Source organism: Acinetobacter sp. WC-141, assembly GCF_000313935.1.
Taxonomy (GTDB): Bacteria; Pseudomonadota; Gammaproteobacteria; order Pseudomonadales; family Moraxellaceae; genus Acinetobacter.
On the sequence record NZ_AMSS01000053.1, the window covers coordinates 1 to 26,996 of the forward strand.

Below are 26,996 nucleotides of genomic sequence, written 5' to 3' on the forward strand. Positions count from 1 at the left end.
CTGTAGCGACCCTTTGCCGTGAACACGGCATGAGTAATGCTACCTTTTATAAATGGCGTGCCAAATATGGTGGTATGGATACATCATTAATGGCTCGACTGAAAGAGCTAGAAGCCGAAAATACCAGACTTAAAAAGATGTATGCGGAAGAGCGATTAAAGGCCGAAATCATCCAGGAAGCGATGGCAAAAAAGTGGTAAAGCCATCTTGCCGGCGTAAGATGGCACAACAGGCAGTTGCCCAGCATGCCATTAGTATTCGTTTGGCTTGTAAAGCATTTGGCATTAGTGAAACCTGCTACCGCTATCAAGCCAAACTCAGCGATGACAATGCACTCATTGCTGAACAGCTCATTGAACTCACTGAGGAAAATTCCGATTGGGGCTTTGGTTTGTGCTTCTCGTATTTACGGCATGTTGAGAGTTGCTGCTGGAATCACAAGCGGGTTTACCGCATTTACTGTGAGTTGGCACTGAATCTGCGTATTAAACCGAGAAGAAGACTAAAACGGCATGCGCCTGAACCATTGAAAGAACCAATCCGAGAAAATCAGGTTTGGTCATTAGATTTTATGCATGATCAGCTTTCCGATGGTCGCAAGTTTCGATTATTGAATGTGATTGATGATTACCGCCGCGAAGGCCTAGCCATTGAAGCAGGGTTCTCATTGCCCACAATCAGGGTTATTCGTACGTTGAATCAATTGCTGGAGTGGAGAGAAAAACCGTTAGTGATCCGATGCGATAATGGTCCCGAATTTATCAGTCACGAATTTGTGCGCTGGGCTACTGAGCACGGTATTCGTATTGAATATATTCAACCGGGTAAGCCACAGCAGAATGCGTATATTGAACGCTATAATCGGACCATACGTTATAGTTGGCTGAGCAAGCATTTATTTGATACTTTGGATGAAGTACAAGATTATGCAACAAACTGGTTGTGGCATTACAACCATGAAAGACCACATCAAGCTAACAAAGGAAAGCCACCTCTAATGGCTGCTTAACCTCTACTTTTAACTTCGGTTATTTATGGGAGGATTACCGATGTATATGTTTCTTAAGTAAATAGTTTAAATATTTAACTTATAGGGCTTAGTTGTTAGTACGCTGTCTAGAGAATTATTGAATACATATTTTCTTACTAAAAAGGTCTTAAGAATAGACTAATTTTTTCTAGGAGAGCGGTGGTGGTCCACCACTCATTAAAATGCTGAGGCTAGGATTTCTGTTTGTTTTTTTGGCGTAAGACATACAAATATAAGTTTTCTACTTTTTCACGTGCCCATGGTGTGGTACGTAAGAATCGTAATGAGGATTTAACACTTGGATCTATGCAAAAACATCTAATTTCAATTTTACGACTTAAGCCTTCAAATCCACCGTAGTAATCCAATAATTCATCCAAAATGTCAGCAAGTTTTTTGCCGTGTAAAGGGTCATTGGAGGCGTTCATAATAGATCAACAATATTTTGGGAGTCCATTATTATAACCTGAGCTAGTTGGAAAGTGAGAGTGATTGCGGAAACACATCCCGAAGCTTATTAGGTTGTAATTGATTATCGAAACTGGCTGATTTTAGTTTTTAGACTTAAACAAGCCAGATAAAGAGAAAGATTTCTGGAATATTTTTTAATGCCTTAGTGTGAGTATTTGAAATGTTGTATGTATTGTGGGGATGGAAATCTAAAGAATAGCTGTACACATAAATTATATAAGTTTTTCAAAAGCATGCATAGCAGTATTTTTTATTTTTTTAATTAAATTTCAATGGGATAAGTGGTTATATGAGTTTTAAATAAGAGCTTAGGCAGGTTAATAATTTTGATGTTTAAAAGGCGATTTAGAAAAGAAATCTATATGGCAGCCAGTAGTAGTCACAAAATACAGCTCGTAAAGGTGATGTGCAGTTCACTAGGGTAAATATAAAAATGCAATTACAACTTATCGGAAATTACCTAGAGAATTGTTCCGGCGAAGATTAGAAATAGGGTTAAATCAATTTAAGCCGTTAAGAGTACCACAGCTTAGTAAGTTGCTTGAGCAACAAATACAGTTGGGAAAGCTTTTAACAATTCAGTGTAATGAAGCATAGATAGATATAGCGTAGTAACAATACAGAGTAGCCAGGGCCTTATATATGGTAGGTTTCCAAATCTTCTATTTAACATAATATACATTATACGAACAGCTATATAATTCGGTAATAAGCCCTTAGTACTACGCTTTACTTAAACTCTAATACTTATTTTTCTCGTGCTAGCGCTTAAGCAATGCTGTATGTCGATGACAGCTTTAAAGGATGTTTATTTTCCTAAGATAATTTTTATCAAGAATAAAGACTTCATCATCCAAATAAAATTTAAGTAAATGGTGATCTTCATCTGATTTGAATATTACTATGCTTTTTCTCTAGCTCATATTTCAACTTGATATAGTTTGATGTTGAAAATATCGTGCATGTTTGACTGCATAAAAATTTAAAGAAATCTTAGAAGCTAAAACTAGCTTTCTTTTAGTGTCCCCGTATATTTAAATACTAAAAGTATGTGATGAATTTCAATTTATAAGATATAACATTCACATATTTAACCAATAAGGTGAATTTAACTTACAAATTAAAATAAAAAGTATAATTAATCACATTTTAAACTAAATAAGTATCTTATATCTCTGTAATAGCCTTGTAATACAAAACCTAAAATCTCAATATATAATTTACATATTATTTAAATATTAAACTATATATCATTTGGTCCTTTAATTTTATTCTGTTGCAATATTGAGCTATTGTTTTTATATTTAATTAAATATCAACAACTTAATTTGGTGTGATTAATTTTACGTCATTATGATTATTATATTTATTAATATGGTTTAGAAATTTTAACCATTACATTATTTAAAACAATTAATGTGATTTATATCACGCGAAAATTAATAATTTTTTATTGAATTAAACTTAATTATTGTTTTTAAATTAAAAATATTGTATCAAATATATAAACTATTTTATAAATAGGCATATAAAATGAAAAATAATATTTTTAAACTTCTTATTCTGATGGTTGTTTCCACTTCCCCACTATTTTGTTATGCAAATAACACAATAATGATAAGAGGAAATATTGTTGAAGATACATGTTCAACACAACATAGCGAAATAGAATGTGTTGAGGTAAACAATTTAAATATTAAACTTGATAGTGAATATTTAAATAGAGATAGTCTTTTTAAGTTGGCTCAACATACTGAGAAAATGGACACTAGCATTGAAAGCATAGGTTCAAATCACAAAGTCGTACTTATCAACTATCATTAACTTATTACGCATATCATTGAGGCTATTCCTGCAGTAAGCTCAAAATTAAAGAGTGATTTGTCGAACTCATCGCATATTTTGATGAAATAGATGAATCGCTCTTTTTCTATAAAAAATGACTATTTGTTTATTTCTTCTGTATACATATGCATAATTTATTCTATATAATTGTATTCTAAGAATTTAAGATCATTTTTCACATAAATGGTTTAATTCTTTTCTATTTGTATAGTGTTCTTATGTAACTTGCTTCTTTTCATAGCTTTTCTTTTTCATAAAACAAAAAAACTTTCATAAACAGCTATATAAGCTGTAATTACCCACTCTGCATTCTAAATAAAGAATGTGGTTCAATTAAAATTATTAAAAAATAATGTGATCTAGTTTGCATTTTGTTTAAGAAGTGTTAATATCGCCGCATTACTTTTCAAGATGTCAAACACTGGAAAAGTAAGGAATTAAAACTTTTATCCAGACTTTTGAGAAAACACTATGAAAAAACTTGCTTTGATCGCTGCTCTTTCGGTTGTAGGGATTGCGAATGCTCAAGCTGCTGATGGTACAATTACAATTAATGGTTTAGTTACAGACAAAACTTGTGACATCGTTACCCCTGCTGGTAAAGACTTCACAGTTACTCTTCCAACTGTTTCTAAACAAACTTTAGCTGTTGCTGGGGATGTTGCTGGTCGTACTCCTTTCCAAATCAACTTAGCTAACTGTTCACAAGGTAAAGTAGCTACTTACTTCGAACCAGGTGCAACTGTTGACTTTAATACTGGTCGTTTACTTAACCAAGACGCTACTGGTGCTAAAAACGTTAACGTTCAACTTTTAGGTAGCAACAACAATTTCATCCCAGTTCTTGCTGCGGGTGCAAACGGTGCTCAAGCTAACTCTCAGTGGGTTGACGTAGCTGAAGGCGCAAGTGCTGACCTTAACTACTATGCTGAATACTATGCAACTGGCGCTTCTACTGCTGGTAAAGTAACTACTTCTGTTCAATACACAATTATCTATCAATAATTAATTGATAGCGGGGTTTCTATGTCCGCATGGAAACCCTGTTTTTTTGTGTACCGCTTTCCCGAATCTTTCTTGGTTGAGAACTCGAAAAATGAAATTGAACAGTTATAATTTTTTGTTAGGTTTGGCATTTGCTTCAGCAGTTGTCGCACCTGCTACTCAAGCAGAAATTGTAATTCATGGCACTCGTGTAATTTATCCGTCGGATGCTAGAGAAGTTACGCTACAAGTTAGCAATAACGGTTCAAAGCCAGCACTTGTCCAAGCTTGGATTGATGAAGGTGACCCAAAAAGTACACCGGACCAATCAAAAGTTCCTTTTATGATTGCTCCACCAATTTCTCGTGTTGAAGCAACGAAAAGTCAGACCCTTCGTATTACTGCTTTGCCAAATGCTTCTCAACTAAATCAGAAGCAAGAAACGGTTTTGTGGTTGAATATTTTGGATATTCCGCCTAGACCCACTTCAAAAAGTGAAGATACGACACCTGATAATTTCCTGCAACTTGCAATTCGTTCACGGATTAAATTCTTCTATCGTCCATCATCGATTAAAGAAGACGCGAATTTAGCATCAGATAAGCTTCAATGGATTAAATCTGGTCAAAGTTTAACGGTAAAAAATCCTACCCCTTTTCATATCACGCTGACTTCTGTTTACCAAAAGGCTGGTGATAAAAAAGTTGATTTATTACCTCAAGGGCTAATGATTAAGCCTTTTTCTGAAGCGTCAGTTCAACTTAAGAATGGCAATCTTCAAGATATGAGTTTTATTAATGTCAATGACTACGGTGGTCGAGTCGAACACCCAATAAAACTTCAGTAATCAGATTTATCTTTTTAATAAATTTAAGCACCTATATGTGTAGGCGGACTTAGCTATGCCAAAAAAAAGGCAAGAATCTTATAAATTATTAAAACGCCATATTTGTTACTACTTGGCTTCTGGTGTTGTCACAATGACAATGCCTGTATTCGTGCATGCTGAAGAAACAACTACGAGTGCTCCAGTAGAGGCTGAATTTGATTCTGCTTTTTTAATTGGAGATGCTCAAAAAGTTGACATTTCTCGTTTTAAATATGGTAACCCGGTTTTACCGGGCGAATACAACGTTGATCTATATGTAAACGGTCAATGGTTCGGTAAACGCCGCATGGTCTTTAAAGCCTTAGACCCAAATAAAAATGCAGTAACTTGCTTTACAGGAATGAACCTCCTCGAGTACGGCGTTAAACAAGACGTTTTGTCTAAGCACACGACCCTTCAAAAAGAAAATAATAGTTGTTATAAAATTGAAGAGTGGGTTGAAAATGCATTTTATGAATTTGATACCTCTCGTTTACGTGTAGATATTTCTATTCCACAAGTTGCATTGCAAAAAAATGCGCAAGGCTATGTCGACCCAAGCGTATGGGATCGAGGCATTAATGCTGGTTTTCTATCTTATAGTGGTAGTGCCTATAAAACATTTAATCAGTCTGGTGACCGAAGCGAAACTACAAACGCATTTATGGGCGTTACAGCTGGTTTAAATATTGCTGGCTGGCAATTACGTCATAATGGCCAATGGCAATGGCAAGATACCCCTGCTGAAAATCAATCAAAATCGAATTATCAAGAAACAAGTACATACTTACAAAGAGCTTTCCCTAAATACCGTGGTGTTTTAACGCTAGGTGATAGTTTTACCAACGGTGAAGTATTTGACTCTATTGGTTATCGCGGTATTGATTTCTCAAGCGATGATCGCATGCTACCAAATAGTATGTTGGGCTACGCCCCTCGTATTCGTGGTAATGCAAAAACCAATGCAAAGGTTGAAGTTCGTCAACAAGGCCAACTTATTTATCAAACAACTGTTGCACCAGGTAACTTTGAGATTAATGACCTTTACCCTACTGGTTTTGGTGGAGAAATTGAAGTTTCTATTATTGAAGCAAATGGCCAAGTACAAAAATTCTCTGTTCCATATGCTTCAGTTGTACAGATGCTCCGTCCGGGCGTAAACCGTTACTCTTTAACCGTAGGTCAGTTCCGAGATCAAGATATTGATATTAATCCTTGGGTTGTTCAAGGGAAATATCAACAAGGGATTAACAACTACCTAACAGGTTACACAGGTATCCAAGCAACGGAAAACTATGCTGCTGTCTTATTAGGTGCTGCTTTTGCTACACCAATTGGTGCCGTCGCGTTAGATGTTACCCACTCAGAAGCTGACTTTGAAAAGCAGTCATCACAATCTGGGCAAAGTTTCCGTTTAAGTTATAGTAAGTTGATCTCTCCGACCAACACAAACTTAACACTAGCAGCTTATCGTTATTCGACAGAAAACTTCTATAAATTACGTGATGCTCTGCTTATTCGCGATTTAGAAGAAAAAGGCGTAAATACCTATGCTGCTGCGGGTCATCAGCGTAGTGAATTCCAAATTACTTTAAACCAAGGTCTTCCTGAAGGTTGGGGTAACTTCTATGTAGTGGGTTCATGGGTTGACTATTGGAACCGTAGTGAAAGTACTAAACAGTACCAAATTGGTTATAGCAATAACTACCATGGTTTAACTTATGGTTTGTCTGCAATTAACCGTAAAGTTGAGTACGGTTCAAATGATACGTCTCATGATACTGAATATTTAATGACGCTTTCATTCCCAATTAACTTTAAGAAGAACTCAGTTAACGTCAACGTTACTGCTTCTGAAGATAGCCGTACTGTTGGCGCAAGCGGAATGGTGGGTGATCGCTTTAGTTATGGTGCCTCTGTGTCGCATCAGGACTATGCAAATCCATCATTTAACGCAAATGGACGTTACCGTACTAACTATGCAACTGTTGGTGGTTCTTATAGTATTGCTGACTCTTACCAACAAGCAATGGTTAGCTTAAGTGGTAGTGTGGTTGCACATTCAGATGGTATTTTATTTGGACCTGAGCAAGGCCAAACGATGGTACTTGTACATGCACCTGATGCAGCTGGGGCAAAAGTTAATAATACCGTTGGTTTAAGTGTAAATAAGGCTGGTTATGCGGTTATCCCGTATGTTACACCTTATCGCCTAAACGATATTACGCTTGACCCACAAGAAATGTCGAGCCAAGTAGAGCTTGAAGAAACTAGTCAACGTATCGCACCTTTTGCTGGTGCAATTGCGAAAGTAGATTTTGCGACTAAGACAGGTTATGCAGTCTACATTAATAGTAAAACTGCTGATGGCAACAGTTTACCGTTTGCAGCTCAAGTCTTTAACCAAAAAGATGAAGCTGTAGGTATTGTTGCGCAAGGTAGTATGATTTACTTACGTACCCCACTTGCTCAAGATCGTCTCTATGTAAAATGGGGCGATGAAGGTAATGAGCGTTGTTCGGTTGAGTACAACATCAGTAATCAGTTGCAAAGTAAGCAACAAAGCATGGTAATGACTGAGGCTGTCTGCAAATGAAAAGAATATTATTAACGGGTGCTATATTTACGGCTGGCCTTGGCGTGTATAGCGAAGCTAATGCTTACTGTACTTTAGACAATAAGAATGGAGGCTCATTTAGCACGGTTGACATTTCCATGGCCGTAGGTCGCGTTGTGGTAAGACCAAGTGATCCTGTTGGAATGGTTTTAAGAAAAGCAACTTTTCCAATTACCGACAATGGTTCAAGAGCTAAATGTACGTCTTATAGTGATACTATTACTGCCGCACTTACTCAAGGTTATGCATTAAGCCCACTAGGGAATAATATCTATTCTACCAACATTCCTGGGATTGGTATTCGTCTTTACCGTGAAGCGGAAAATGCAACTAACTTTTCAGGGTATTATCCATATACTCGTAGTTTAACACCAAGCACTTATTATACTCTTGCTTCGGGATATTTTGTTGTCGAAATTGTGAAAACTGCTGCACAGACTGGTTCGGGTGCATTAGTGCCTGGTTTATATAGTCGATACTATGTAAGTGGTTATATGAACCGCCCTTTTTTAACCAGTACAGTTAACGGTGATGCAATTACCATCGCCTCTTCTTCATGTGAAATTCAAGGTAATATTAATAAAGTTGTACAATTGCCAACAGTTACCAAGGCTGGTTTTAAAGGCATTGGCTCAACTCAAGGCGAACAAACCTTCGATATGAACATTCTCTGTAATGGTGGTATTAATCCAACAGGTTATGAAGAGAAGAACCTGATTAGCTTAACTTACGACTTTACCCAAGACGGAACAAATAATCAGGTATTGGCAAATACTGCTCCGACATCTGAAAAAGCAAACGGCGTAGGTGTACAGTTACTTTGGAACTATCAAAATAAGAATCAGGTCATCAAAAAAGGTGACAAATTAGCACTAGGTACATTGTCTTCTAACCAGACAATTCAGTATAACGTACCGATGACTGCCCGCTACTATCAAACAGCAACAAATGTGACTGCTGGGAAAGTTCGTGCAATGGCTACTGTAACGATTCAATATGATTAATCATATTGAATCGTTATTAAGTGGAATAAAATTCAAAATCATAAATATTAATAATAAATTTTACTTTATCACTACTTTCTAAAAACTTAATACTTAACTTAATAGGAATATTTATGAAAAAAATAGGTATAGTTGCTGTTAGTGCAGTGACATTATGTTGGGCAATGTATGAGGTAACTTCTGACAATACGAATACAGTACGACGTAACGAATCTAGCCAAAAAGTCACATCTAAAAACTTTTCATCAACAGCAAAGAATGAAAAATTAGCACCTCAAATGCTTTTGGCTCAAACTACTTCCCTTAATTCTTCAGCCCCAGTCTGCAAATACAATTTTGATGCGACTCAAGAAGATTATGATCTATTGAACACTCAGGACCCAGATCGACCACCTATGCAAATATTTCCATTGATAAATGGTCAAAAATTTGGTTTTAAAGTAGAGCCTGTCACTGAAAATAATTACGGTTATCTTGATTACAATGCAAAAAGTAAGGCAAAAGTGAATTCAACGAGTTATGAAGGTGATTTCTTATTACCTAGTAAAGGTATTGTTGCTTTTGAGATGGAGCTTAAAGTACCCACCCTTTCTTCGAGCAGTTCCTCTTACTCAGCCGACATTAGTTTTAATGGTGTAACTTATAATGGCTATACAATTAGATCAAATTATCATTTTGATATTGGTGCTCATGATTTTGAATTTGGTGAGAATCCACCTCGTTTATATCATAGCTTATCATCGGAAGTGGGAGATTATGAACTTATCGATAGGTACTTTAAAAACAAGCAAATGACAGATAATACAAATGAATATCAACGCTTAGGTGTTTACATTAATCAGGATACTAAGCAAGTCGGATTTATTTCTAATGGCGTTGATGAAGGATATCAATTTAAATTACCTGGTGCATTACAGAAAATAGCTTTCTCAATGAATGGAAATATAAATATTCTTTCTACGAATTTATTTGGACAAGAGTTGTCTAACGAACTCATTACTGACCGTAATGCGCTACAGTTTAGTTACCCTCAAGGCACAACTGACATGTGTGGTAATGCTATTTAAGATATAAAACTATAAGTCGTAAAAAAGGGCTGAATCACAGCCCTTCTTTATTTCATTTAGAAATGAATGACAGTACGAATTGATTTACCTTCATGCATTAAATCAAAAGCGGTATTAATGTCTTGTAGAGGCATAGTATGAGTCACAAAAGGTTCAAGTTGAATCTCACCTTTCATAGCATCTTCGACCATTTTAGGAAGTTGTGAGCGACCTTTTACTCCACCAAACGCAGTACCCAACCATTTACGGCCAGTAACTAGCTGGAATGGACGAGTTGAAATCTCTTGACCTGCACCCGCAACACCAATAATAACGGATTGTCCCCAACCACGATGTGCACACTCTAGAGCCGAACGCATAACATTGACGTTACCAATACATTCAAACGAATGATCTACACCCCAACCTGTCATTTCTACAATGACTTGTTGAATTGGCTTATCGTAATCTTTAGGGTTTAAGAAATCTGTAGCACCAAACTGCTTAGCGAGTTCAAATTTATCTGGGTTGGTGTCTACCACAATAATTTGCCCTGCTTTCGCTTGACGTGCACCTTGTACAACAGCTAAACCAATACCGCCTAGACCAAATACGGCAACAGAATCACCTTCTTGTACTTTTGCTGTGTTATGCACGGCGCCAATACCAGTCGTCACGCCACATCCAAGTAAACAAACTTGTTCGTGATTCGCTTCAGGATTGATTTTAGCTAAAGAGACTTCCGCAACTACTGTATATTCACTAAAGGTTGAACAACCCATGTAGTGGTAAATCGGTTCACCATTGTAAGAAAAACGTGTGGTTCCATCTGGCATGACACCTTTTCCTTGGGTTGCACGTACTGCAACACACAAGTTGGTTTTTCCAGATTTACAGAATAAGCATTCTTTACATTCAGCTGTATAAAGTGGAATCACGTGATCCCCTGGGTGAACGCTTGTTACGCCCTCACCCACTTCAACCACAACACCTGCGCCTTCATGACCTAAAATCGCTGGGAAAACACCTTCTGGGTCATCGCCAGATAATGTAAAAGCATCGGTATGACATACCCCTGTATGGGTAATTTTTATTAAAACTTCACCCGCTTGAGGTGGTGCAACATCAACTTCAACAATTTCTAAAGGTTTTCCTGGGGCAAAGGCGACAGCTGCACGAGATTTCATCTTTGGGTTTCCTTTAAATCATTCGGTATTTATAGTCGAGCAAAATAAATTATGTAACAGTAATACAAGAGCTTAATTTTGCTTAAATTAAAATTGGCTTTCATGACAATCCATCACAGCATAGCCAGTCAAGTACGTCTAAGCAAGCCTACATTTAAAAAAGAAGAAAACCTCTTACTTGAAGAGGTTTCTTATCAAATCACTTATTTTATAAAAGGGTTATGTTTACTTAGAGGTAAATATCTGGTGGATATGGTGTGTTATCGCTAATTGGCGAATACAACGTATTTTCAACAAAGAAGCCATTTGGGGCTTGAGTGGTATCGATGGTAATTGAATCATACATAACTTGTGGATATGCCCAGATAAATTGCTTCATTAAACCTAAAGAAATATTGTTTTTCATGTCACCAAAAATTCTTTGCCAGATAGGTGTGCGATAAGGTTTGTTTTTGTCGAACCCATAAATATAAGCAATAGAGGCATCGGGAACAAATCCAGATAAGTAAATGACTTTATTTGCGGGATAACCTAGACTTTGTATAGGGATTTGGGAAACTGCCTGATGTGCCAAGTCTAAGCGAGCTTCTAATAGCCAGTCATAGGCTTCTGTCATCATATAATCAAAGTTAGGATATGCGTAATGTTGACTTGGATAGTTAATATAAGTTGCTAATGTCTGAATTGGAGATTGAATGGAAGGAAAGAAAATGAGTGGGCTCACTTTGGCACTAGAATATTTTGCTTTGATAACGGTACGAATGTCTTGACAGGTTTGTCCTAATTTATTTCTAAGCCACGTTTTAAACTCATCATAAGGCGTGCCTGTTTTATTCATTGCCTCATAAATTGTGCCTAAATCGGGCGCATATAAACCTGTATCAGCATTAAATGCCAGTTTAGTTGGATAGTCATATACACAAGGTAGATTTGTGCCAGTGTTATACCACCACCAAGGTTCACCGATCTGCATGTTTACATCACATCCCCCTGCAACCATTGTATCTGCAAATTCAATAAAGACTTTATGTAGATATGCCAATGCATTTTTGTCACTTAAACTAAAGAAATAACTGGGAGGCTCGTAACCTGTACGACCTAAGTTATTATTCCAGTCACGCTGTGCCCAATATTCATTGGCCCCCAAGGAATACATTTCAAAGCTTACCCCAAAGATGGGTTGCATACTTGCGCTATGTAATGCCTGAGCATATTTCTCATGCCATTTACGGGTACATGAGTTAACGACTGCCTCACCTGTTACCAACGTATCTGGTATTTGCCATTTATTAATATCACTTTTCCATGTCATTTCAGGATAATGCGACATTCCACAATAGTGATTAACCAAACCTTGATATCCCAAAGCAGCCATATTATTGACGAGGCGCTGTGGATTTAAATCGTAATGGTTGTCATAGCTTGTACAGATACCATAATTATGCGGAGGTACAACAACGCGGCTCAAATTTAACTTTGCATTGGTGCCGGTTACAGCGGAATTGGTCAGACGAATGTAACCGTCTTCTGGTTGGCTTAAAGGTGTGGCTGATTGGCCATTATAATGGCTGGTGAAACCTGAAAAAGAGATGCGCTGAATGTTCGTGACCGGAAAACTGTCTGTAGCAGAAAAACCAGCTTTTACTGTATCCCAATTAATATGGATATGCGCCGTGCGAGATGAAGGATTATTTGCGTAATTAAATAAGACAACATAAGCAACTTTATCTACACCATTATCTTTATAGTACACCGTTAAAGTCGGGGTTAAACTCGGATTGTTTAGCACTGGCATAGAGGCAGATAATTCAATATCGAAATCCCAAACTACCCCTGCATAGCTATATTTGGTTTCATACGCTAAAAACTTATGGTCTTTAGTATCGGAAGAATCCCAACTAATTCCTACTAAGTCATTTGCCATACGTGATCTAAAAGATGCCTCAAATCCATTCCCATAATTTGTAATGGCAAAAGACATGGTTTGTGGACCGTCTATTCTCCAATAAATAGGACTAAATCGATCAATAAGTGTATTTTGAGTGATTGGATGGGGTGATGAATTAGAATTATTTTGCACATTTTGTCGATTAGTTATCATGTCGTCATTCTCTTAATGTATTAAGAGGTTTCATATTAAATAATTCTTCTTTCTTTATTGTTCGGATAAGTAACAAGGACGTTTAAATTATTTACAGTTAATATTTTTTATAAAGATCAAAATAATATTAAAGAAGAAAACCTAATATTATCCTGAAATATTTTTGCACTATGGAGATAATAAATGTCAAGTTTTATGCAGCCTATATACTTTAGGGCGTTGTTTGTATTTACTCCTCTTGTGATTGCACTAACAGGTTGTAGTGAAGCTTTACATTCCCAAAGAATGACACCAAGAAAGCTATCTTCAGAAAATATCGCTTATCCAAAAGTTGATACTTTTTTAGGAGAAAAGTTACAGCCTAATGAAGAAGGCTTAGCCCAGAACATAGCTCAAGTCATTGAAAAGTCAATTCGTGAACAATATACGGCGGGAAATGCTTTACGTGATGCACATCCTAAAGCACATGGCTGTGTTCGAGCCGAGTTTCATGTCTCAAAAAATATACCAGCTCAGCTAGCTAAAGGAGTTTTTATTCCAGATCAAAGTTATCGAGCATGGATTCGCTTTTCCAATGCTTCTAAGGATGCCTCTAGTGCCGACATTGACAAAGATGCACGTGGCATAGCGATAAAACTTTTAGGTGTATCTGGGCAGAAAATTTTAGAAAGTGAAAAGCAAGCAACTACCCAAGACTTTATTATGATTAATCATCCGGTCTTTTTTGCCAACAATGCTAAACGATATCTTTCATTTATGGATGATGTGAATAGCCACAATATGATTCGAAAACTTCATATTCCGTTTGCCTTAAGTTTTAAAGGAACAATGAATGCACTCGGAGCACGTAACTCACAAATTGCAAATCCACTCTATGCGCGTTATTGGTCTATGGTTCCTTATCAATTAGGACTTGGTAATGATCGACAAGCAGTTAAATATTCAGTTCGTGCTTGTTCAGTGACACCAAATAATCTACCTAAAAACCCTAGTCATGATTTTTTAAGAGAGGCTTTAAAGACTACTTTGCAACAAACAGATGCATGTATGGAGTTTCTTATTCAGCCAAGAACCTCAAATAAAATGTTAGTAGAAGATTCAATGACAGAATGGGATGAGAATGCAGCTCCTTTTTATCAAGTAGCTACTATTCATATACCAAAGCAGGACTTTGATACGCCTGAGCAAAATAAATTCTGTGAAAATCTGTCTTTTACGCCGTGGCATGCCCTTCCTGAGCATAAACCCTTGGGTGCAGTAAATAGAATGCGTAAAATTATTTATGAAAACATAAGTAGAGTTCGACATGATATGAATTCAGCGCCTAGGCAAGAACCTTAAATACTTTATCCATCTTGGTATGAAAGTTAAAAAATATTTTAAAGATGGCAGTATTCAAATGCTCTTGCCTTGAAGGCACCTTTTACTTAATAGATTCTTTACTTGTATCTATGGTGATTCGATCAATAAAGTCTGCTAACCATAAAATATAAAGTCATCTTCACTTTTATGTTTTGGAATCAAGCTCATATCTAATTTAATGGGTAACTCATTTTTTACACTCACAACTGTACCTTCAAAATTTACAAAGTTATATAAAAATTTTAATTCTGTACCCGTAATGGCTTTTTTAATTTCTATAATGAGATTATTTAAGTTTTTAAAGTGATTGTTTGAAGACTTACTTTTAATATTTTTATTAATTTTTTCTGCTAATAATAAGTATTTTGGCATTTCTATCTCCTTATTAAATTAATTATTAATAGAATTTAAGTATAAGTTTAAAGTTATAAAAATAAGTATTTAATTTTAATTAAATTGTTTCTATTTTTTTAATTTTTATTGGTAAATTCTGCCGAATCTCACTATTTATTTCTTTAAAATGTGATTTAGTTTGATTATTTTTCTGATTAAAACAGTAGGTTTTTTAATACCAACTGCCGCACTCAGATTTAAATTTTATTAAATAGGCTCAATATACTTAAATTATTAAGCCTATTTATTTGTTAATATTACTTAAGATGGAAAGTAGGCAAAATCTTAAGTAAGCTTTTGGAAACTTTTCATTTTATGAATCTTTCCACATTTTCTACATTCTTTAATTTCGTCATGGGCAATATCAAAATCATATTCCCAGATGTGAATACAGAAAATTTGTCTAAGATTGCTGAGCATAGACACCTCCTTATAAAAAACCAACTCATCAGCAAGTTCTTTAGGAATGTACTTCGCTTATTTTGATGAATTTTCCTCTTTAGCTTTCTCATCCTTGTGTTTACAGCAATACCCAAAAACAGCACCAGCACTAAAGAAAAATATAGCTTTGAACATCGGTATCTCCAAAAGTTAGTTAGGTAAATTTAAAATTAACATTGAAAGATGTATCTGTTTTTAGGCCATTCAGGCTGATTCTGTGCGTTATGCAAACTTTTGTGACAGGTTATAACAATATATTTTATAAAAATAAGGCGGGTTGAATTAAAAAACCGCCCCAGAAGGCGGTTGCTGAATTTACAGCGACATATAGAAGTGTAGTGGACGATCACTTCTATATTTTTTATAAACTTATTTTTCTTCTTTTATAATTTTAGTAAAAGCATCTGATTTGAAATAATTAATAATCATCTCACCATCATCACCTGTGGCGGGTGGCACTTTAGGAGTTTCGTCATAGTTAAATTTAAAGTCTGGCGGAATAAATTTTGAGATGGGTGGAAGTTTAGCCTCTCCTCCTGTCGTAATTCTTTCAATAAAGCCTGCGAGCCAGAGTATATACTCATCTTTATTTTTATATTTAGGCATGAGGCTCATGTCCAACTTAATCGCACATTCCTCTAGCGGCTTAGTTAAGCACTCCTCAAAATCTATAAAATTATATTTAAGTTTAAATTTGGTACCTTTAATTTCATTACGAATAGTACTCACTAAATGATTTAAATTCTCTGCTGAGCTTTCAGAAAATAATTTTTTGTCCTCAATCTTTTTGTACACGTTCTCAGCGATGATTAAATATTGTGGCATTTCTATTTTCTCCCTTTTATTGTCAAGCTACTCACTCAGCCTTTTAAGGAAGTATGATAGATATCATGTTTTCTAATGTAATTGTTGTGCTGCCAATTGTAAGTAATGTGTTTTTGTGAAACCTGCAAGCATAACCATCCGAAAAAAATAAAATTAATGCAAACAGAGTCACATTTTTTTGAAAATTTATTTTAATCAAAAAATAATTTTAGCTCATCTAAAGTTGGAAGCTGGGAATAAGATTGATCTGCATCTATTGTATTTGCCCAGTTTGTCTTTGAAATCATACAAAAATTGAGCTTTTTTAGCACAGTAATATCTTCATCTAATAAACCCAATGGAATCCACATAAAATGAGTAGTTCCCACTAAGTTGGGTACTGACGATCCGCATTTACTACAAAATGATGATGTGAAGCCTGTTTCTTTTTTATAAGTCCGAATCAACTCAAAACCTGATAGCCATTCAAATTTATCCTTACTCACTAAAGTGGCTGCATTTGCTCCTGTTCCAGTTTGTTTACGGCATAGACTACAGTGGCAATGATAGACCGTGTTTATTTCATTATTTATAGAAAATTTGACTTCATTGCATAGACAAGAACCCACATGACTCATCTCGAGCATCCTGTGAAAAATAATATCGAATATAGCATTTGGCTTAAGAGTGTTAAATTTAACTTTCAAATTTTAAATAGATATCTTTTCTTTTAGAAGGTCTATAAAAATAAGGAATTGCTAGAGTTGAGGGTTGGCAGAATGCACTTATACTGTTTAATATGAATTTTGACATATAAATTGAATATAAAAATGCTGTGATGTGTTTATCTTGGATGCGACTTAAAAGCTTACATGATTAATCAACTCTATCAGCAGTACAGTAGTATGGCATTAAATGCTTGGGGCTTTACACATACACCTTCGTATAACGGTACATACGACCCTGATGAGAATGAAATAGTGACGAAAAGATTTAATTGGTTGAATGATGAGCAAGCTACAGAAAAAACTAAACAAGGATTAACCGCTTTTGTGGCATTAGATGATGCCTTTATTAGTATCGCTTCTCGTATGTACTTGATTAGAAATGCAAAAGAAAAAATCGATTTACAATATTATATTTGGACAAATGATTTTGTTGGAAATTTAATGCTGCACGAGTTGTTAACGGCGGCAGATCGTGGTGTAAAAGTTCGGTTGCTCATTGACGATCAAAATGGAATAAAGCTTGATGGTGTGCTAAGAAGCCTTCTCCACCACCCTAATTTCGAAATTCGTTTATTTAACCCATATAAATTTAGATACTTAAGAATTTTAGACTATATTTTTCGGTTCAAAAAAGTAAACCATCGTATGCATAATAAATTAATTATTGCTGATGGCGTGATTGCAGTAACAGGCGGCCGAAATATCAGTAGTGAGTATTTTGACGCAAGCAGTAAGTTTCAGTTTACAGATTTAGATATTTTATTTTATGGGCATACGGTACAGCACGCTCAAGCGGTTTTTAATGATTTTTGGCAAAGTGAGCTAAGCCAAAACGCAACTGAGCTGATCGGAACTTGTGCTGTCCACCACCTGCAATCTTTACGAGAGCATTATCATGACCTGCTTCATGAAAATGAACATCATACTCAAACCGAAGATAAACTTTACAATGCGCAAAGTTATTTAAAAGAACTTTTAGAACACTATCCAATTCAATGGTCAAAAGCGTATTTTGTTGCAGATTCGCCTAAAAAAATCTTAGGGCAAGCCTCTAAAGAAGAGATGCTGTATGGGCAAGTCATGGCCATTATGGGGGAACCAAAGCAACATATCGAATTAGCTTCAGCTTATTTCGTTCCTACACAGCAAGGAGCTTACTATTTAAACCAGCTAAAGGTACAAGGAGTTAAAGTCAGGGTTTTAACCAATTCTTTTGCTGCAAATGACGTGGCAATTGTGCATGCTTTCTATAGTCAATATCGAGTTGAAATGCTAAAAAGCGGTGTAGAACTATTTGAGTTTAATCCATTTTTGGAACGTAGACGTAGAACATGGTATGAGGTAGTGACCGGAAGCGTTATTCCCGCAAAAGGTAAAAATAAATCAAGTTTACATGCCAAATTTTTTGATGTAGACGGTAAAGTATTTATTGGTTCATTTAATTTTGACCCACGTTCGACTTTTTTAAATACTGAGGTTGGCCTTGTGATTGAATCGAGTCAATTACAGGCTCAAGTTTCGGTTATGCTCGATCAGCACCTACCACAAGTTGCTTATCAACTTAAGTTAAATAGTGAAGGAAAAATTATTTGGTTAGATTATCAGTCGGATGGGAAAATTGTTGAATATGAAAAAGACCCGGATACGAGCCTGTTCCAACGCACAATGATTAGAGCGGTTTCATATTTACCCGTTGAATGGATGATGTAGGAGCGCTCTAGCTCAGCTTATAAAATTCCAATCTCTTTAAAGAATTTTTGATAAGCCTCTGCTTTTTTCTCTAGTGCCAATGGATAAGCTCTAGAAGAAGATGGTAAGCGATATAAATTAATATCCCGTCCTGCAAAGTAAGTCGACGTAGATGTCCCTATAAGCGGTTTTTCAGTGTTTTCTGGTAAAACAGAAATTAAAGTGTCAGTGGCTTTATCGCCTGTAGTCATAATGGTCTGACAGAGCGGGATCTGCTGAAGCAGTACAGCAAGATCTGTTGGCGTTACGATTTCAAGAAATTTATCGGCGGCATTTCCCTTTAATCGCTTAATTTGGTAAGCCGTGTCAAAAATCGCAATACCAGTTTCAATTAAGAAGTTTCGGATACGTTCTTCATTAAAGTTTTTTTGGTTTTCACTTAAAAAGTAAGTTTTGTCTTGGAAAAAGATCAAACCAAAAATTCGCCACATATCATTTTGGAAATTCGGGTAGTAAAAATCCATCTTCCATTTATTACGTGGTGGTGGAAAGCTACCTAACATTAATAAACGGGCATTCTCTGGCAAAAATGGTTCAAGTGGATGTGTTTCTATCTCGATTATCATAAAAAATCAGTAGTTACTTAAAATATTTATAATTAAATTAACCTATTTTTTTGTTAATCACGAGTCATGAAATGCAATTTCTCATGATTAAAGCGTTAAAGAAAGAAAATTAGCTCTGAACTAAATAGAGTAAGGCGAACCCCTATAAGTATCACCTTACTAACTTACAAAGTGTGTAAAGGATTAAAATCGATTAAGAATTAAGGACTTTAAAGACCTTCCCTGTCCTTGGATGAGCAAAAGTATTATCTGGATCTAAATTAATGACTTTATCCGAAATCACAATTTTAGATAGTGGCAACCAATTTTGCTCTATTCCAGCTTCGACAAAGTTTTTTTCATAAATATTTTCATAAATTTGTTCAACAACGATTTCCATACCACACATACTTTTGGCACTTACTTCTTTTAAAATATGGCGCTTTGACATTCTAGTCTCCATTTTTTTATTATCCGCATCGATAATAATAAGGACTCCACTGATACAATATGTAAATTTTAATAATGAAAGTGTTTTTTTTGTTTTAATCACATTTTTGTAATAATTAAATGAATAGTTGAGTAATTATTTAATTTAAATCTTATCTTTAAGTTAATCTATACAAAATAATTATAAGTCTTAATAAAAATTAAAGGGCTCATTATCTGAACCCTTTTTATTTAATCTTAAACTTGTACAGCATTATCCACTGAACCGTCATCTTGATTTTTAGCACTGTCTTTACTAATCACTGAGTCAGTATCGCTATCTGTGTTAAAACTCTTACTGTTTTTCTGCTTTTTCTTGTACATACACATCCCAATCGCAATACCTGTTCCTATCACTAAAATTGACTTTAACATTTTGCACCTCTTCGATTGACGGAGTAACTTTTGAGAAATCAGCTTAAATTAATAGCACATAATTTGTTATTTAACGGCGTTCATTTGCTCCGCTTTTGTAAGGTATTTAATTTTTATGTTAATTGAAGAGTGTAATAGTTAAAAAAATAAATTTTGATACAAAGCAAAAAGCCTATTCTGTTTTTGAATAGGCTTTTTACTGTATTTCAGGACTAAGCAGTATTATGAATTGCTTTAAGCAATCTTATTATCTTTAAATACACTACAAATGTATTTAATGCTGAACTTTTAGTCAAGATAGGATTGAGGGGGTTTACCAATAATTAGTGATTATTGTGATGAATATCACGTTTGTTTGGTTAGGATAAGAAAAAACCCATTTCTACTTCTCATAAAGAAATGGGTAATGTGAAAACCACAAAAAACCTGAAATACTAAATGTTCGTACATTCAGTAAGGTAGAGTGTAATGAATGTATTGGGTGGTTAACAATTAATCTATTTGCATTTTTTTTAGTCATTTCGGTCAATAAAAAAATGCCAAGAAATGATTAATTTCAGTATATTTAGGTATTTGGACTTATTTTTCAAGAATTTTAGAAAGCACGTTTAGCCAGTTAGTAAAACATAGATTTTCAATAAGTTTGCTTGAGTAAGCTCTCTGTTGCATGCGATTAATAAGTTTATGTAGCCCCATAACATCATCAAGCTCTGTACCAATCAGTGCGCCGTCAAAGTCAGAACCAAAACCTACGTGTTCTTCGCCCAAGTGATCTATCAAATACTCTAAATGATCTAAAATTACATCTATAGATGTATCCGCATTTCGTTGTCCATCCGAACGTAAAAAAGCGACGTCGAAATTCACCCCGACCATACCTTTGCTTTCTCGAATTGCTTTAAGCTGGTGGTTAGTTAAGTTGCGTGCTTGGGGACATAACGCATGCACATTGGAGTGTGTTGCTACAATTGGTTGCTGCAATATATCAACCGTATTCCAAAAAGCTTGTTCATTCATATGTGAAACATCAATCACTATCTTTTTATCGGCACAGCGTCTGATAAAATCTTTGCCATGACTCGTGAGACCTGCTCCTGTGTCAGGTGAGTGAGGAAACTTAGCATTTAAACCATGTCCAAAGCGGCTAGGTCTATTCCAGAGTGGGCCGATACTACGCAGGCCTCTTTCATAAAACACATCGAGTAAATCCGGATTTTGCTGTAAAGCTTCAGCACCTTCCATATGCAATACAATGCCTAATTTCTGCGTATCTACACAACTCTGAATATCTTGAACCGATGTGCAAATTTCAATATTTTTAGAGCGCTCAGCGAGTTGGTGAGCTAAATCGAGTTGTTCCAAGCAAATTTGTTCAATTTGCTGTTGGGTAAAATCAGTAGCATTTGGATCAAAGAGTTTATTGGGATGATACTGTTGAACATAGCTATATGGCGGTAAAAAAATAGCAAACATTCCCCCGACAAAACCAGCTGCTTGACAGCGTTTTAAATCGAGATGACCCGCTAAACGTTCATGAATAAAAGCATGTACAGGATCTGGATGATCACTTAGCCATAGACGCGTTAAAGCATCATTATGCCCATCAAAAACTGGAATATGGCTAGGCTTCATGAGTATCCCTATTGATTGCTATATATCGGTAATCGTGTGGACCGGAATATTTTGTGTGGCGCTTAAAGATTTGGAGTTTCTACTATTACGGAATACTAAATTTTGCAGTGGTGCGGCCAACTGACTTTCTGTACGTGCTTGTTCAATCATTTGATGATATGGCGATTTTCCACATACAGGATCGGCATTAGCTGCATCTCCAGTCAACATATAGGCCTGACAGCGACATCCGCCAAAATCTCGATCTTTATCTGGGCAACTACGGCAACCTTCTGGCATCCATGCATCACCACGGAAATGATTAAATCCAGTTGATTTGTACCAAATATCTGACAATTTATGTTCGCGGACGTTTGGAAATGAAATTGGCAATTGTCTTGCTGCGTGGCAAGGTAGCGCCATACCATCTGGAGCAACTGTAAAGAAGATTTTACCCCAGCCATTCATACAAGCTTTTGGCCGTTCTTCATAATAATCAGGCACTACAAAAATAAGTTTGCAAGGATGATTTTGCGCTTTTAATTTTTCTCGATATTCATTGGTAATCCGTTCTGCACGGGTCAGTTGCTCTTGTGTTGGTAATAAACCTTGGCGGTTTAGAAAAGCCCAGCCATAAAACTGACAAATTGCCAACTCGACTGTGTCTGCATTCAGCTCTAGGCAAAGCTCAATGATTTGTTCAATCTGGTCAATGTTATGTCGATGAATAACAAAGTTAAGTACCATTGGATAATCATATTTCTTAACCAGTCGGCACATTTCATACTTTTGTTCAAAAGCATGCTTTGAACCTGCTAAGGCATCATTTACAACAGGATCACTGGCTTGAAAGCTCACTTGAATGTGATCTAAACCCGCTTGTTTTAGATCAGCAATACGTTGTTCGGTAAGCCCCATGCCTGAGGTAATTAAGTTGGTATAAAACCCTTGTTGATGAGCATGTGCAACAAGCTGTTCTAAATCCTGACGTACCAATGGTTCACCGCCAGAAAACCCCAGTTGAACAGCACCCATCTGACGTGCCTGATCAAAAACATCAAACCACTCTTGGGTGGTTAGCTCATTTTTATGCTGAGCATAATCTAATGGGTTTGAGCAATATGGGCATTGTAGCGGACAACGATAAGTTAACTCCGCTAATAACCATAAAGGCAGGCCAACACCTTCTGTCATACTAAATCAATCCAGTGTTGCTGCTTGGCAACGAGCATGTAATCCACTACATCTTGATCAATCTCAGCAATATCACCAAATTTTTGCTTTAACTGCGCAATAATTGCAGAGACATTTTGCTGCCCATCAATATATTGTCCGATTGCCCCTGCACTTTCATTTAACTTGATCATGCCTTCAGGATATAAAATCACAAAACCATTTTGAGCTGGCTCGAACTGAAAACGGTAACCCTGTCGCCATGTCGGCACAAGGTTTAAATCAAACTGCTCTTTATTCATTTAAATAGTCCTTTATGCCAAACCCGATCAGACGTTACGCTGTGATATGGTGCTTCGTTGTGAACATATGCCAAAGTTAAAGCATCTAAAATGCTCCATAAAATATCCAGCTTAAACTGCAATATTTCAAGCATTCGTTCTTGTTGCTCAAAAGTTGTAAATGAATCAAGCGTAATTGTTAAACCATGTTCAACGTCACGGCGTGCCTGACTTAAACGAGAACGGAAATACTCATAACCTTTATCATCAATCCATGGATAGTGCTGCGGCCATGAGTCAAGTCGTGATTGGTGAATTTGTGGCGCAAAAAGTTCAGTTAAAGAACTACTGGCTGCTTCACGCCATGAAGCACGGCGTGCAAAGTTCACATAGGCATCTACTGCAAAACGAACGCCCGGTAATACCAGTTCTTCAGAAATCACTTGCTCGCGACTCAAGCCCACAGCTTCGGCTAAGCGTAACCATGCTTCTCGACCACCGCCATCAGGATATTCACCATCTTGATCGATCATGCGTTGAATCCATTCTTGACGGACTCGCTGATCTGGGCAATTCGCCATAATGGCCGCATCTTTAAGCGGAATATTAATTTGATAGTAATACCGGTTTGCCACCCAAGCCTGAATTTGCTGTTGAGTTGCCCGACCTTCATACATCATCACATGAAATGGATGATAGATGTGATAATACTGGCCTTTATCGATAATGGCTTGTTGGAATTGTTCGGTCGTTAAAGCTTCAGGTGTTTGAGTCATGTTTCACCTTAGAGTTCAATCTGCATGCCGTCATAGGCAACTTCTACACCATTTGCTTTAAGCTCAGCAAACTGAATAGAGTTTTCATTTAAAATTGGATTGGTGTTGTTAATATGAATCAGCACTTTTTTAGGTGTACTCAGCTGATTTAAATAAGATAATGAACCACCTTCGCCACTAATATATAAATGTCCCATTTCACGGCCAGTTTTAGTTCCAACCCCTGTTTGCTGCATTTCATCGTCTGTCCAAAGCGTACCATCAATCATAACGCAATCTGAACTCTGCATAATCTGCATGATTTGATCGTCAATTTTTCCAAGACCCGGCGCATAGAACAACTGCTTTTGTGTCTTATGATCTTTGATAATTAAAGCAATATTGTCGCCGTCATGTGGGTCATTTCGATGCGGTGAATATGGTGGCGCAGCACTTTTAATAATTAAAGGTAAAAATTCTAAATTTTCGAAACCATCAATTTTAAAAGCTTGTTTAGGATTAATTTCATTGTATTGAAGACCACCATTCCAGTGTTTGAGCATATTAAATACTGGAAAGCCGCTCGTTAAATCTTGGTGGACCATTTCTGTACACCATACATTCATTGGACAACCTTCACGTAAGGTTAAAAGTCCAGTCGTATGGTCTAACTGACTATCCATTAAAATAACACTTGTTATTCCTGTATCACGCAATTTACGCGCTGGTTGAGCTGCTTTAAATTCGAAAAGTTGCTGACGGATATCAGGTGATGCGTTTAATAAAACCCAGTCTGTCCCATTTTCAGAAACAGCAATTGATGATTGAGTACGAGCTTTGGCTTGGATTGTACCTGTGCGTACACCATGACAATTCGGGCAATTACAATTCCACTGCGGGAACCCGCCTCCGGCAGCTGAACCTAAAACATAAATATACATAAAATTAATATCTTATTAGAAAGAGATAAGCCCTAGAACAAGACTAGGGCTTATGACATATTTGGATGAAACTGATTAACGCGCTTCGAAGTACATCGTAACTTCAAAACCAATGCGTAAATCAGTAAAAGCTGGTTTAGTCCATTGCATAAATTATCTCCGGTTCATATTAATCTCGTGAAATGAATCACTTGATTAAATCTTATAAGGTCATTAAAAATTTATTCTAAATAAAAAATTCGGGTTTGTAGACCACCCCTAGCCAAGATATTGTTCGATAATTGTGTTTTTTGTCCAAATTTTAATATTTCGAACATATTTGCTTATTGGATGTTTCATCAAACATTCATACTAAAAGCGTATTTTTTATCCGTCTTAATTGATCAAATGATAAAAAAATGAAAAATTTAACAATACTTTTTAAAGTAACAACACTTTCTCTGGCAGTAGCGTTATTGGCGGGATGTAATGACGATGATGATAATGACACTGCACCACCTGCTCAAAGAAGCAATCAAACCGTAAATATTTTAGCTTTTAATGACTTTCACGGAAATCTTGAGCCGCCTAAGCGTTATATTGAGGCACCAAATCCAAATGATGCTGCTCAATCTGTTCGTATTCCTGTGGGTGGAGTGAGTTACTTTGCCGATGCGATTAAAAAACTTAAAGCAGGAAATCCAAATAATGCTGTGGTTTCGGCAGGCGACTTAATTAGCGCCTCTCCGCTCACTTCTTCTTTATTTTTAGATGAGCCGACCATTGAAGTGATGAATGATATTCAAATTGACTTTAATGCTGTGGGTAACCATGAATTTGACCGTGGTACAGATGAATTACGCCGTTTAAAGAACGGCGGATGTCAGCAATATACAAGTACTGCACCTTGCCAAATTAATAAAAACTTTAGCGGTGCAAAATTTGATTTCCTTGCAGCTAACGTAGCAATGAAAAATGATGCCAGCAAAACGATCTTTCCTGCATATAAAGTTAAAACCTATGGTGGAATTCCAGTCGCATTTATTGGTTTAACCCTTAAAGCAACGCCAAGTATTGTTTCTGCTGCCGGCATTAAAGATGTTGAGTTCCGTGATGAAGCAGATACAGTAAACGCCTTGATTCCTGAGTTACAAAAACAAGGAATTGAAGCAATTGTAGTGGTGGTACATGAAGGTGCAGCACCAAGTACGAAGTTTAATGAAAAAACATGTGATGGCTTAAGCGGCCCGATTTTAGGAATTTTGGATAAGCTTAATCCAGCAGTTGATATTGTTGTTTCAGGCCATACGCATCAATCTTATATTTGTGACTATGCAACCAAAAATCCGGCAAAACCGTTCTTACTTACCTCAGCTGGACAATATGGCACCCTCATTACTGACATCAAGGTTGAACTTGATGGTAAAACTGGTGATGTAATTAAAAAAGATGCCAAACAAGTTCCTGTACAAAGTGAGGCCTATACGTCTGGTACAACTACTGTAAGTCTTACAGACCTCTATCAAAAATTTAATAAAACCCCAAGTATTGAAGCCATTTTAGATAAATACCGCCAAGCTGTGACCACCATTTCAAGCCGTGTGGTTGGAACTGCAACAGCAGTGGTAAGTCGTACTCAAGTCGAAAGTGGGGAAAGTCCGCTAGGTATTATGATTGCTGATGCTCAGCAAGCGGCTGCCCTAAAAGCAAGTAACCAAGGCTCTGATTTTACGTTAATGAATCCAGGCGGTGTCCGTGCTGATCTGCTCATTAACAGTAGTAACCAGATTACCTTTGGTGATGTTTTTGCGGTGCAACCTTTCGGTAACTCTATTGTGACTTTGAGCTTAACAGGTAAGCAGATTCGAGATGTAATTGAACAGCAATGGTCTGGTGCAAATGCAAACTCACCTAGAATTTTACAACCATCTAAAGAATTAACTTATCAATATACGACAAATACGTCTGTTTCCCCACGAGCAAGCAACATTATGGTTGCTGGATCACCGTTGGTTGACAGTAAAGTATATCGCATGACGGTAAATAGCTTCTTGGCAGATGGTGGTGACAACTTTACAGTATTAAAAGAAGGTCAAAACCGTGTAGGTGGTGGTCAAGATATTGATGCCCTTGAAAGCTATGTCGCTAAGAATTCACCTTTAATTATTCCAGCGACTACTCGAATTAAAGTTATCAAATAGCAACTTTAATAAAAAA

24 protein-coding genes and 1 pseudogene are annotated in these 26,996 nt (G+C 36.4%); 10 read left to right on the forward strand and 15 right to left on the reverse strand.

Annotation, left to right across the window (positions count from 1 at the left end; translation table 11 throughout):
• A protein-coding gene (locus ACINWC141_RS11145) for an IS3 family transposase (protein WP_155757872.1) occupies positions 1–1,009 on the forward strand; the annotation gives its coding sequence in 2 pieces (ribosomal slippage) (positions 1–186 and positions 186–1,009; 1,010 coding nt annotated over the 2 pieces). This gene is flagged as partial in the annotation.
• Positions 1,010–1,221: 212 nt separating this feature from the next.
• Here the strand turns inward: ACINWC141_RS11145 and ACINWC141_RS11150 are convergent.
• A complete protein-coding gene (locus ACINWC141_RS11150; RefSeq protein ID WP_034678398.1) occupies positions 1,222–1,458 on the reverse strand; it encodes a VF530 family protein in 237 nt (78 codons plus the stop codon).
• Positions 1,459–3,034: 1,576 nt separating this feature from the next.
• Here ACINWC141_RS11150 and ACINWC141_RS11155 point away from each other — a divergent pair.
• The 6 genes from ACINWC141_RS11155 to ACINWC141_RS11180 all read left to right on the forward strand — a co-directional run bounded on the left by ACINWC141_RS11155 (position 3,035) and on the right by ACINWC141_RS11180 (position 9,886).
• Positions 3,035–3,325: a hypothetical protein gene (locus tag ACINWC141_RS11155; protein ID WP_034678399.1), complete on the forward strand. Its 291-nt coding sequence runs from the start codon at positions 3,035–3,037 to the stop codon at positions 3,323–3,325.
• 492 nt (positions 3,326–3,817) lie between these two features.
• The gene (locus tag ACINWC141_RS11160; protein WP_000731819.1) at positions 3,818–4,351 is read left to right on the forward strand and encodes a fimbrial protein; all 534 of its coding nucleotides are present in this window, start codon (positions 3,818–3,820) and stop codon (positions 4,349–4,351) included.
• Between the two features lie 91 nt (positions 4,352–4,442).
• Positions 4,443–5,177, forward strand: a complete 735-nt coding sequence (locus ACINWC141_RS11165) for a fimbrial biogenesis chaperone (protein ID WP_009391205.1) — start codon at positions 4,443–4,445, stop codon at positions 5,175–5,177.
• A gap of 55 nt (positions 5,178–5,232) precedes the next feature.
• On the forward strand, positions 5,233–7,794 hold the full coding sequence (locus ACINWC141_RS11170; RefSeq protein WP_009391268.1) for a fimbria/pilus outer membrane usher protein: 2,562 nt from the start codon (positions 5,233–5,235) through the stop codon (positions 7,792–7,794).
• The gene (locus ACINWC141_RS11175; RefSeq protein ID WP_034678405.1) at positions 7,791–8,819 is read left to right on the forward strand and encodes a fimbrial protein; all 1,029 of its coding nucleotides are present in this window, start codon (positions 7,791–7,793) and stop codon (positions 8,817–8,819) included. The genes ACINWC141_RS11170 and ACINWC141_RS11175 overlap by 4 nt, the downstream gene beginning before the upstream one ends.
• A gap of 113 nt (positions 8,820–8,932) precedes the next feature.
• The gene (locus ACINWC141_RS11180; RefSeq protein ID WP_009391295.1) at positions 8,933–9,886 is read left to right on the forward strand and encodes a DUF4882 family protein; all 954 of its coding nucleotides are present in this window, start codon (positions 8,933–8,935) and stop codon (positions 9,884–9,886) included.
• Between the two features lie 56 nt (positions 9,887–9,942).
• Here the strand turns inward: ACINWC141_RS11180 and ACINWC141_RS11185 are convergent, their stop codons facing one another.
• Positions 9,943–11,052: an S-(hydroxymethyl)glutathione dehydrogenase/class III alcohol dehydrogenase gene (locus ACINWC141_RS11185; RefSeq protein WP_009391278.1), complete on the reverse strand. Its 1,110-nt coding sequence runs from the start codon at positions 11,050–11,052 to the stop codon at positions 9,943–9,945.
• A 229-nt stretch (positions 11,053–11,281) separates the two neighbouring features.
• Positions 11,282–13,153 (reverse strand): non-contractile tail sheath protein, encoded by a 1,872-nt coding sequence (locus ACINWC141_RS11190; RefSeq protein WP_034678408.1) that lies wholly within the window; start codon positions 13,151–13,153, stop codon positions 11,282–11,284.
• Positions 13,154–13,336: 183 nt separating this feature from the next.
• Here ACINWC141_RS11190 and ACINWC141_RS11195 point away from each other — a divergent pair, with 183 nt between their 5' ends.
• Entirely contained in the window at positions 13,337–14,494 is a 1,158-nt protein-coding gene (locus ACINWC141_RS11195) for a catalase family protein (protein ID WP_009391285.1), read from the forward strand.
• 82 nt (positions 14,495–14,576) lie between these two features.
• Here the strand turns inward: ACINWC141_RS11195 and ACINWC141_RS11200 are convergent.
• The 3 genes and pseudogenes from ACINWC141_RS11200 to ACINWC141_RS11210 form a co-directional block, all read right to left on the reverse strand.
• Positions 14,577–14,887: pseudogene (locus ACINWC141_RS11200) on the reverse strand (hypothetical protein).
• A gap of 831 nt (positions 14,888–15,718) precedes the next feature.
• On the reverse strand, positions 15,719–16,174 hold the full coding sequence (locus tag ACINWC141_RS11205) for a hypothetical protein (protein WP_009391272.1): 456 nt from the start codon (positions 16,172–16,174) through the stop codon (positions 15,719–15,721).
• 191 nt (positions 16,175–16,365) lie between these two features.
• Complete coding sequence (locus tag ACINWC141_RS11210; RefSeq protein ID WP_081400118.1) at positions 16,366–16,800, reverse strand: GFA family protein; 435 nt, start codon at positions 16,798–16,800, stop codon at positions 16,366–16,368.
• Between the two features lie 225 nt (positions 16,801–17,025).
• Here ACINWC141_RS11210 and ACINWC141_RS11215 point away from each other — a divergent pair, with 225 nt between their 5' ends.
• Positions 17,026–18,591 (forward strand): phospholipase D family protein, encoded by a 1,566-nt coding sequence (locus ACINWC141_RS11215; RefSeq protein ID WP_009391226.1) that lies wholly within the window; start codon positions 17,026–17,028, stop codon positions 18,589–18,591.
• Between the two features lie 17 nt (positions 18,592–18,608).
• Here the strand turns inward: ACINWC141_RS11215 and ACINWC141_RS11220 are convergent, their stop codons facing one another.
• The 9 genes from ACINWC141_RS11220 to pqqA form a co-directional block, all read right to left on the reverse strand.
• Positions 18,609–19,196 (reverse strand): uracil-DNA glycosylase family protein, encoded by a 588-nt coding sequence (locus tag ACINWC141_RS11220; protein ID WP_009391269.1) that lies wholly within the window; start codon positions 19,194–19,196, stop codon positions 18,609–18,611.
• Between the two features lie 193 nt (positions 19,197–19,389).
• Complete coding sequence (locus tag ACINWC141_RS11225) at positions 19,390–19,626, reverse strand: hypothetical protein (RefSeq protein WP_009391196.1); 237 nt, start codon at positions 19,624–19,626, stop codon at positions 19,390–19,392.
• 236 nt (positions 19,627–19,862) lie between these two features.
• Positions 19,863–20,039 carry a hypothetical protein gene (locus tag ACINWC141_RS19630; RefSeq protein ID WP_009391273.1) on the reverse strand — a complete coding sequence of 59 codons (177 nt, stop codon included), beginning with the start codon at positions 20,037–20,039 and terminating at the stop codon, positions 19,863–19,865.
• 579 nt (positions 20,040–20,618) lie between these two features.
• Positions 20,619–21,671, reverse strand: a complete 1,053-nt coding sequence (locus ACINWC141_RS11230; RefSeq protein WP_009391188.1) for a dipeptidase — start codon at positions 21,669–21,671, stop codon at positions 20,619–20,621.
• An 18-nt stretch (positions 21,672–21,689) separates the two neighbouring features.
• Entirely contained in the window at positions 21,690–22,844 is a 1,155-nt protein-coding gene (pqqE, locus tag ACINWC141_RS11235) for a pyrroloquinoline quinone biosynthesis protein PqqE (protein WP_009391256.1), read from the reverse strand.
• A complete protein-coding gene (pqqD, locus tag ACINWC141_RS11240) occupies positions 22,841–23,125 on the reverse strand; it encodes a pyrroloquinoline quinone biosynthesis peptide chaperone PqqD (RefSeq protein WP_004792407.1) in 285 nt (94 codons plus the stop codon). Before pqqD ends, pqqE begins: the two co-directional genes overlap by 4 nt.
• Entirely contained in the window at positions 23,122–23,880 is a 759-nt protein-coding gene (gene pqqC, locus ACINWC141_RS11245; protein WP_009391313.1) for a pyrroloquinoline-quinone synthase PqqC, read from the reverse strand. Before pqqC ends, pqqD begins: the two co-directional genes overlap by 4 nt.
• Positions 23,881–23,888: 8 nt before the next feature.
• Positions 23,889–24,800: a pyrroloquinoline quinone biosynthesis protein PqqB gene (gene pqqB / locus ACINWC141_RS11250; protein ID WP_009391254.1), complete on the reverse strand. Its 912-nt coding sequence runs from the start codon at positions 24,798–24,800 to the stop codon at positions 23,889–23,891.
• A gap of 75 nt (positions 24,801–24,875) precedes the next feature.
• On the reverse strand, positions 24,876–24,950 hold the full coding sequence (gene pqqA, locus ACINWC141_RS19635) for a pyrroloquinoline quinone precursor peptide PqqA (RefSeq protein WP_001982218.1): 75 nt from the start codon (positions 24,948–24,950) through the stop codon (positions 24,876–24,878).
• A 248-nt stretch (positions 24,951–25,198) separates the two neighbouring features.
• Between pqqA and ACINWC141_RS11255 the strand changes: the two genes are divergently transcribed.
• Positions 25,199–26,980 (forward strand): bifunctional metallophosphatase/5'-nucleotidase, encoded by a 1,782-nt coding sequence (locus ACINWC141_RS11255; protein WP_009391248.1) that lies wholly within the window; start codon positions 25,199–25,201, stop codon positions 26,978–26,980.
• Positions 26,981–26,996: the final 16 nt, after the last annotated feature.

Excerpts from the sequence above, each read along its gene's own strand:
- ACINWC141_RS11150 (WP_034678398.1), bottom strand. The coding sequence starts at position 1,458 with ATGAACGCCTCCAATGACCCTTTACACGGCAAAAAACTTGCTGACATT.
- ACINWC141_RS11155 (WP_034678399.1), top strand. The coding sequence starts at position 3,035 with ATGAAAAATAATATTTTTAAACTTCTTATTCTGATGGTTGTTTCCACT.
- ACINWC141_RS11160 (WP_000731819.1), top strand. The coding sequence starts at position 3,818 with ATGAAAAAACTTGCTTTGATCGCTGCTCTTTCGGTTGTAGGGATTGCG.
- ACINWC141_RS11165 (WP_009391205.1), top strand. The coding sequence starts at position 4,443 with ATGAAATTGAACAGTTATAATTTTTTGTTAGGTTTGGCATTTGCTTCA.
- ACINWC141_RS11170 (WP_009391268.1), top strand. The coding sequence starts at position 5,233 with ATGCCAAAAAAAAGGCAAGAATCTTATAAATTATTAAAACGCCATATT.
- ACINWC141_RS11175 (WP_034678405.1), top strand. The coding sequence starts at position 7,791 with ATGAAAAGAATATTATTAACGGGTGCTATATTTACGGCTGGCCTTGGC.
- ACINWC141_RS11180 (WP_009391295.1), top strand. The coding sequence starts at position 8,933 with ATGAAAAAAATAGGTATAGTTGCTGTTAGTGCAGTGACATTATGTTGG.
- ACINWC141_RS11185 (WP_009391278.1), bottom strand. The coding sequence starts at position 11,052 with ATGAAATCTCGTGCAGCTGTCGCCTTTGCCCCAGGAAAACCTTTAGAA.
- ACINWC141_RS11190 (WP_034678408.1), bottom strand. The coding sequence starts at position 13,153 with ATGATAACTAATCGACAAAATGTGCAAAATAATTCTAATTCATCACCC.
- ACINWC141_RS11195 (WP_009391285.1), top strand. The coding sequence starts at position 13,337 with ATGTCAAGTTTTATGCAGCCTATATACTTTAGGGCGTTGTTTGTATTT.
- ACINWC141_RS11205 (WP_009391272.1), bottom strand. The coding sequence starts at position 16,174 with ATGCCACAATATTTAATCATCGCTGAGAACGTGTACAAAAAGATTGAG.
- ACINWC141_RS11210 (WP_081400118.1), bottom strand. The coding sequence starts at position 16,800 with ATGCTCGAGATGAGTCATGTGGGTTCTTGTCTATGCAATGAAGTCAAA.
- ACINWC141_RS11215 (WP_009391226.1), top strand. The coding sequence starts at position 17,026 with ATGATTAATCAACTCTATCAGCAGTACAGTAGTATGGCATTAAATGCT.
- ACINWC141_RS11220 (WP_009391269.1), bottom strand. The coding sequence starts at position 19,196 with ATGATAATCGAGATAGAAACACATCCACTTGAACCATTTTTGCCAGAG.
- ACINWC141_RS11225 (WP_009391196.1), bottom strand. The coding sequence starts at position 19,626 with ATGTCAAAGCGCCATATTTTAAAAGAAGTAAGTGCCAAAAGTATGTGT.
- ACINWC141_RS19630 (WP_009391273.1), bottom strand. The coding sequence starts at position 20,039 with ATGTTAAAGTCAATTTTAGTGATAGGAACAGGTATTGCGATTGGGATG.
- ACINWC141_RS11230 (WP_009391188.1), bottom strand. The coding sequence starts at position 21,671 with ATGAAGCCTAGCCATATTCCAGTTTTTGATGGGCATAATGATGCTTTA.
- pqqE (WP_009391256.1), bottom strand. The coding sequence starts at position 22,844 with ATGACAGAAGGTGTTGGCCTGCCTTTATGGTTATTAGCGGAGTTAACT.
- pqqD (WP_004792407.1), bottom strand. The coding sequence starts at position 23,125 with ATGAATAAAGAGCAGTTTGATTTAAACCTTGTGCCGACATGGCGACAG.
- pqqC (WP_009391313.1), bottom strand. The coding sequence starts at position 23,880 with ATGACTCAAACACCTGAAGCTTTAACGACCGAACAATTCCAACAAGCC.
- pqqB (WP_009391254.1), bottom strand. The coding sequence starts at position 24,800 with ATGTATATTTATGTTTTAGGTTCAGCTGCCGGAGGCGGGTTCCCGCAG.
- ACINWC141_RS11255 (WP_009391248.1), top strand. The coding sequence starts at position 25,199 with ATGAAAAATTTAACAATACTTTTTAAAGTAACAACACTTTCTCTGGCA.